Source organism: Streptomyces montanisoli, assembly GCF_017813245.1.
GTDB classification, from domain to species: Bacteria; Actinomycetota; Actinomycetes; order Streptomycetales; family Streptomycetaceae; genus Streptomyces; species Streptomyces montanisoli.
In genome coordinates this window covers 1-5,972 of sequence record NZ_JAGIQL010000262.1, presented here as the reverse complement: position 1 = coordinate 5,972, position 5,972 = coordinate 1, and the positions used below count along the sequence as shown (strand labels likewise).

Here is a 5,972-nt window from a genome sequence, read left to right as displayed (position 1 = left end):
CGCGCTGCAGCTCGTTCTCCGCGCGGCGGTTCCACGCCTTCACACCGGAGTGCGCCGAGTAGCAGCCGGGGCCGTGGTGCTGGAGCTCCCCGGCGTGCACGGGCATGTCCTCGCGGTCGCGCACCCGGGGCATGATCACGCGGCGCGGATAGTCGAGCCAGACGATCGTGTCCGCCCTCTCCCAGAGCACGTCCCTGACCTCGGGGTAGCCGAGCGAGTCGATGACCCAGCGCGGGCCCGCGGCGATCCGCGCGACGTCCTCGGCGAAGGCCTCGTTCAGCCGCCGGCCGGGACCGGCGAAGTACAGCGCGTCCATCTCGTGGTACGGGATACCCAGCCGCCGGGACAGGGCGCGGGCCATGGTCGTCTTGCCCGCGCCGGTGCTGCCGACGACGAGGATCCGGTGCGTACCCGGCCGCGGGCCGTCCTGCACGCGGCGTCAGGCCTTGCCGCGGCTGCCGCGCAGGTGCTCGGCGACGGGGGCGAGCGACGCGCGCAGCCCGGCGAGCTGCTCGGGCGTCACCAGACCGATGAAGTGCCTGCGCACGGAGGCGACGTGGTGCGGGGCCACCTCGCGCATGGTCTCCATGCCCTGATCCGTGAGGACCGCGAACAGCCCGCGCCGGTCCGACTCGCAGTGCTGCCGCACGACGAGCCCGGCCGTCTCCATGCGGGTGATCTGGTGGGACAGCCGGCTCTTGGACTGGAGGGTGGCGGCCGCGAGGTCCGTCATCCGCAGCCTGCGGTCCTCCGCCTCGGACAGGTTCACCAGGATCTCGTAGTCGTTCAGGGTCAGCCCGAACGGCTGGAGGTCCTTCTCCAGCTGGTACGTCAGCAGCCGGTTGACGTCCAGGTGCGTGCGCCAGGCGCACTGCTCCGCCTCGGTCAGCCAGGGGGTGCCGCCGTCCTCGCCGTCTCTCTGCGTCTCGGTCTCCATGACGACATTCTACCCAAGAAGTTGAACGTTCTACGAAGGTGTCGTCCCTCAGAGGCCGAAGCGCCGCTGAAGGTCACCGAGTTGCCCGCCGAGCCTCGGCATCCCGGAAGCCCCGCCCTGTTGGCCGCCCTGGTACCCGCCGCCCGGCACACCCGCCTCGCCGGGCACCGCGCCCGTCGGCTGCTCCGGCATCAGCACCTCGGTGGACTGGACCAATACGGTACCCGCCCCGACGAACTCGAACTGGTGCTCCTCGCCCGAGGCGCCCCCGATGCCCGTCATGGCCCGCACTCCACCGAGGATCCCGCGCATGTAGCCGAAGTCGTAGTGGTGGCACGGGGAGGGGCAGTCGGCCCAGCCGACCAGCGCCTGCGGGTCCACCCGCAGCGGCGGCTCCATGAACACCACGGGCCCGTTCGACACGGCGACGAACTTCCCGGTGCCGATCAGCGTCAGGAACCCCGGCACGATCGACTGCTTCAGCGCGAGCGACGGCTGGAACGCCAGCAGGTTGCCCGACCTGATCGTCAGGTTGCCCTCGTCCAGGTCGTAGGAGTTCACGTCGAAGGCGCGGTCCGCGAGCAGCATCTTGCCGCTGCCCTGCGCGACCACCCAGTCCGCCACGTGCAGCGGCGAGTGGAAGCTCGTGCGCAGCAGGTTCTCGAACCGGCCGTGGCCCACGCCGTCGAAGGAGATCTGCCCGTAATAGGCGATCATCCTGCCCTTCTGCAGGAACCACCGGTCGCCGCGCAGCTCCACGCAGTACGTGTACTTGTTGACGTTGTCGTCGCTCGGTAGCGTCATGGGGTCGAGGACCACGGGCCCGCTCACAGCTTCTCCTCCGATGCCTGGACGAACACCGCGCCACTGCCGCTGAGCTCCAGCTGGAACGCCTCGCCCGAGCCGCGGCCCACCATGTCGCGCCAGCCCAGCGCGGTGGACAGCTTGTTGCGCACGTCGCCGTGGTGCGCCACGTACGCCTGCGGGTCGACGTGCACCGCGCGCCCCGGCCGGATCGGCAGCTCGACCACGCCGCCGTGCGCCATCACCGCGACCGCGCCGTGGCCCCTGAGGGTGGTGGTGAACAGGCCCTGCCCGGTCACCTGGCCGCGCACCATGCCCATCACCCCGCCCTGCGAGCCCATGAACATCGTGCCCTGCTCCAGCGAGCCGTCGAAGGCGAGCAGCCGGTCCGCCTCGACGTACAGCGTGTCGCCGCTGAGATTGACGACCTGGATGTGGTGGCCGCCGTGGCCGAACAGCACGGTGCCACTGCCCTCGACCGACATCAGCGGGGTCGCCTCGTTCGCGACCCGGCGGCCGATCATGGACATCACGCCGCCCTGGCCGCCCTGGATGTTCGGGGTGAACGAGACGTCGCCGCGGTAGGCGACCATCGCGCCGCGCTGGCTGAACATTCGCTGCCCCGGCGTGATGGATGCCTCGACCAGCTTGTCGTTGATCTCACGGAACGGCATGGCCTAGACGTCACCCCCGATCGTGTTGCGCTCACTGGGCTGCACGTAGACGACGCCGTCGCCCTCGAACCGGATCTGGAAGGACTCGCCGGACCCCTCGCCCATGAAGGTCCGGAACGACACCCCCGACTGGAAGGACTGGCGCAGGTCGCCCTGGTGCGCGATGTACGCGCCCGGGTCGACCGACAGCGGGTACTGGGGGCTGACGCGCAGCACGACCGCGGGGCCGTCCGACATGATCGCCGCCTGTCCCGAGCCCTCCACGGTCGTCGTGAACAAGCCGTTGCCGCCCGCGGCCCCGCGCATGCCGGTGAACGTGGTGCCGGTGCGCAGGGCCGCGTCCGTGCACAGCAGGTTGGACGCCTCGACGTACAGCTTGTCGCCGCGCAGCGCGACGAGGTTGATCTCGCTCGCCCGGTCGGCGAAGAAGCACGTGCCCTGGCCCCGCACCTCCATCACCGTCATGGACTCGCCGGTGATCCGGCGCGTGACCATCCCGCGCAACCCCTCACCGCCGCCGGTCATCTTCTTGAACGACATCTGGCCGTCGTAGGCGACCATCGAGCCGTTCTTCGCCTTCACCGCGTCACCCGCCATGTCGACGGCGAGCATCTTGCTTCCCTGGAGTCGGAACTGAGCCACGCTGAAGAAGGTAGCGGGCGGCGCGCCACCGCGAACAGCGCGCCTCGCCCCGCGCAGGGGAGTGCCGGCGACCCTGGAGCCCGGAGCGCGCGCCGCGGCTGCCACAATGGCGAGCAGTTTGTGCGCGCGTTCACAAACCGCTCGCGTGCACAGACCACAAGCCCCGACCGAAAGCGAAAGCCCCCGTGGACATCAAGACCGCTTCCGCACTCCACCGACTCCGCCTGGTCTCCGCGCCCGAAGCGGTGTCCTTCCTCCTGCTGCTGGTCTGCTCGGTGCTCAAGCGCACCACGGACTTCAACGCGGTCCCCGCGATGGGCATGATCCACGGGATCCTGTTCATCCTGTACGTCCTGTTCTGGCTGGACGCCTGGCGCTGCACCCGCTGGAAGCTGCCCACGGCCGCCTTCTACTTCGTCCTCTCCGTGCTGCCCACCGGCGGGTTCTTCGCCGAGCGCAAGCTCAAGCGGGCCTCCGAGGACATGGTCATCGCCGCCAGGGCGCGCCGCGAGGGCACGGTGAACGCGTGATCGTCGCCTTCTCCGTCTCGCCGCTCGGTGCCGGCGAGGACGTCGGCGAGTACGTCGCCGACGCCGTGCGCGTCGTGCGCGAGTCCGGGCTGCCGAACCGGACGGACGCCATGTTCACCTCCATCGAAGGCGAGTGGGACGAGGTGATGGACGTCGTCAAGCGCGCGGTCGCCGCCGTCGAGGCCCGCTCCAACCGCGTCTCCCTCGTACTCAAGGCCGACATCAGGCAGGGCGTCACGGACGGCCTGACCGCCAAGGTGGAGACCGTGGAGCGCCACCTGGGCGCGGGGCAGGGCGACGCCTGACGCTTACGCCGTCACCCGAGACGTACGCCGTCGCCTGACGCGTGCGCCGTCATCCGTACGAAGGAAACGGGAAGAGGAACCCCCTCACTCGGACGACTCCAGTCGACACGCCGTGTGATGTCCCCTTTTGTGGGGTTATCAACGTCATTCGTCGGCTGGAGGCACCATCGTGCGGCCGCAGGGCTACGACTACGACATCCACAGCTGTCTGGCAGGTCCGCTTCAGGAACCGGATCCGTCCGGCGCCTACCGGGTGAAGTACCGGAGCCTGCTGGCGCAGGAGCCGCACCGAATAAGAGCCGTCCTGCTGATGACGCTGGCGCCGGTGCTGTCGGCCGTCCTGCTCGCCTACCTGGTCTGGCCGAGCCACCGCACCGAGCGCCACGGCGGCGAGCAGTGGCTGGTCGCCTTCGACCACGTGATGCTCGTCTCGATCGGCTGCATCGCCCTGTTCATGCTGGTCAACGTCGCGTCGGTCGCGCACGCCACGATGGTCGCCCGCGATCCGATCCCGGTGACGCCCGAGGCCGGCACCCGGGTCGCGTTCCTCACCACGTACGTGCCGGGCAAGGAACCGCTCGCCATGGTGCGGGCGACCCTGCGCGGCGCCGTACGGCTCAGGCACGAGGGCCCCTTCGACGTCTGGCTGCTGGACGAGGGCGACGACGACGAGGCCAGGGCGCTCTGCGCGGAACTCGGCGTGCACCACTTCACGCGAAAGGGTGTTCCCGAGTGGAACCGTCCCAAGGGCGTGCACAAGGCCCGCACCAAGCACGGGAACTACAACGCCTGGCTCGCCATGCACGGCGACGCGTACGACTTCTTCGCCAGCGTCGACACCGACCACGTCCCGGTGCCCGGCTTCCTCGAGCGCATGCTCGGCTACTTCCGCGACCCGGACGTGGCCTTCGTGGTGGGCCCGCAGGTGTACGGGAACTACACCTCGCCGGTCACCAAGGCGGCGGAGTCGCAGCAGTTCCTCTTCCACGCGCTCATCCAGCGGGCGGGCAACCGCTACCGGGCGCCCATGTTCGTCGGCACGAACAACGTCGTGCGGGTCAGCGCCCTGAAGCAGGCGGGCGGCCTGTACGACTCCATCACCGAGGACATGGCGACCGGCTTCGAGATCCACCGCAGGAGAAACCCGCTGACCGGCAGGTTCTGGCGGTCCGTCTACACCCCTGACGTGCTCGCCGTCGGCGAGGGACCGGCGTCGTGGACCGACTTCTTCACCCAGCAGCTGCGCTGGTCGAGGGGGACGTACGAGACGCTCTTCAAGCAGTACTGGAAGGCGCCCTTCCAGATGCCCCCGGGGCGGGTGCTCAACTACTCGCTCATGCTCGTCTACTACCCGATGACCGCGGTCAACTGGTTCCTCGGCATCCTCAGCTCGGTGCTGTTCCTGTGGCTGGGGGCGTCCGGCACCCAGGTCTCCTCCGAGATCTGGCTCATGCTCTACAGCGACGCCGCCGCCCTCCAGGTCGGCCTGTACCTGTGGAACAGGCGCCACAACGTCTCGCCGCACGAGCCCGAGGGCTCCGGCGGCCTGGCCGGGATGGCCATGTCCGCGCTGTCCGCGCCGATCTACCTGCGCTCGCTCGCGTCCGCCGTGCTGCGCACCCGCGGCCGTTTCGTCGTCACGCCCAAGGGCGGCGAGGCCAGCCCCGACCGTGCCGCCACCTTCCGCCTGCACCTGCTGTGGGCGGGCGTGCTGGCCTCCTCGCTCGCCGCGTCCGCCGTCCTCGGCCACACGCACGCGGCGATGCGGACCTGGGCCGTGCTGGCGCTCGCCGTCTCGCTCGCGCCGGTCGCGATCTGGCTGTGGACGGACCACCGCGGGGCGATCGCCGCGCGGTTCGCCGTGCGGCGCCGGGCCGGGGCGCCCGCACAGCGTGCCGCCTCGCCCAAGGCGCCGCCGCGCTCGCCCCGTGAGGCGCTGCGCGAACTGCGCGAGCTGAGGGAGGCGAGCCCGCGCCCGCCGGACACCGCGCCGGCGTCGCAGGACGCCGCGGCGTACGCGGCGGCCCCCGTACGGACGACGGTCGCGGCGCCGGCCGCCGCGCAGGCCGGGGCGACGGCG

At 70.5% G+C, this 5,972-nt stretch carries 8 protein-coding genes; 3 read left to right on the top strand and 5 right to left on the bottom strand.

Going from position 1 to position 5,972, the window contains the following annotated elements:
• The 5 genes from JFN87_RS31665 to JFN87_RS31645 form a co-directional block, all read right to left on the bottom strand.
• The coding region (locus tag JFN87_RS31665) for a P-loop NTPase family protein (RefSeq protein ID WP_504739798.1) at positions 1 to 361 on the bottom strand (361 nt) is incomplete at its 3' end.
• A 78-nt stretch (positions 362 to 439) separates the two neighbouring features.
• Positions 440 to 937 carry a MarR family winged helix-turn-helix transcriptional regulator gene (locus tag JFN87_RS31660; RefSeq protein ID WP_209345726.1) on the bottom strand — a complete coding sequence of 166 codons (498 nt, stop codon included), beginning with the start codon at positions 935 to 937 and terminating at the stop codon, positions 440 to 442.
• Between the two features lie 48 nt (positions 938 to 985).
• Positions 986 to 1,768, bottom strand: a complete 783-nt coding sequence (locus JFN87_RS31655; protein ID WP_209345724.1) for an AIM24 family protein — start codon at positions 1,766 to 1,768, stop codon at positions 986 to 988.
• Positions 1,765 to 2,415, bottom strand: coding sequence for an AIM24 family protein (locus JFN87_RS31650; RefSeq protein ID WP_209345722.1), 651 nt, complete (start codon positions 2,413 to 2,415; stop codon positions 1,765 to 1,767). The genes JFN87_RS31655 and JFN87_RS31650 overlap by 4 nt, the downstream gene beginning before the upstream one ends.
• Before the next feature lie 3 nt (positions 2,416 to 2,418).
• Positions 2,419 to 3,057 (bottom strand): AIM24 family protein, encoded by a 639-nt coding sequence (locus tag JFN87_RS31645; RefSeq protein WP_209345720.1) that lies wholly within the window; start codon positions 3,055 to 3,057, stop codon positions 2,419 to 2,421.
• A 185-nt stretch (positions 3,058 to 3,242) separates the two neighbouring features.
• Between JFN87_RS31645 and JFN87_RS31640 the strand changes: the two genes are divergently transcribed.
• The 3 genes from JFN87_RS31640 to JFN87_RS31630 all read left to right on the top strand — a co-directional run.
• Positions 3,243 to 3,587 carry a DUF3817 domain-containing protein gene (locus JFN87_RS31640; protein ID WP_209345718.1) on the top strand — a complete coding sequence of 115 codons (345 nt, stop codon included), beginning with the start codon at positions 3,243 to 3,245 and terminating at the stop codon, positions 3,585 to 3,587.
• A complete protein-coding gene (locus tag JFN87_RS31635) occupies positions 3,584 to 3,892 on the top strand; it encodes an MTH1187 family thiamine-binding protein (RefSeq protein WP_209345716.1) in 309 nt (102 codons plus the stop codon). Before JFN87_RS31640 ends, JFN87_RS31635 begins: the two co-directional genes overlap by 4 nt.
• A gap of 169 nt (positions 3,893 to 4,061) precedes the next feature.
• On the top strand, positions 4,062 to 5,972 hold a 1,911-nt coding region (locus JFN87_RS31630), incomplete at its 3' end, for a glycosyltransferase family 2 protein (protein WP_307865670.1).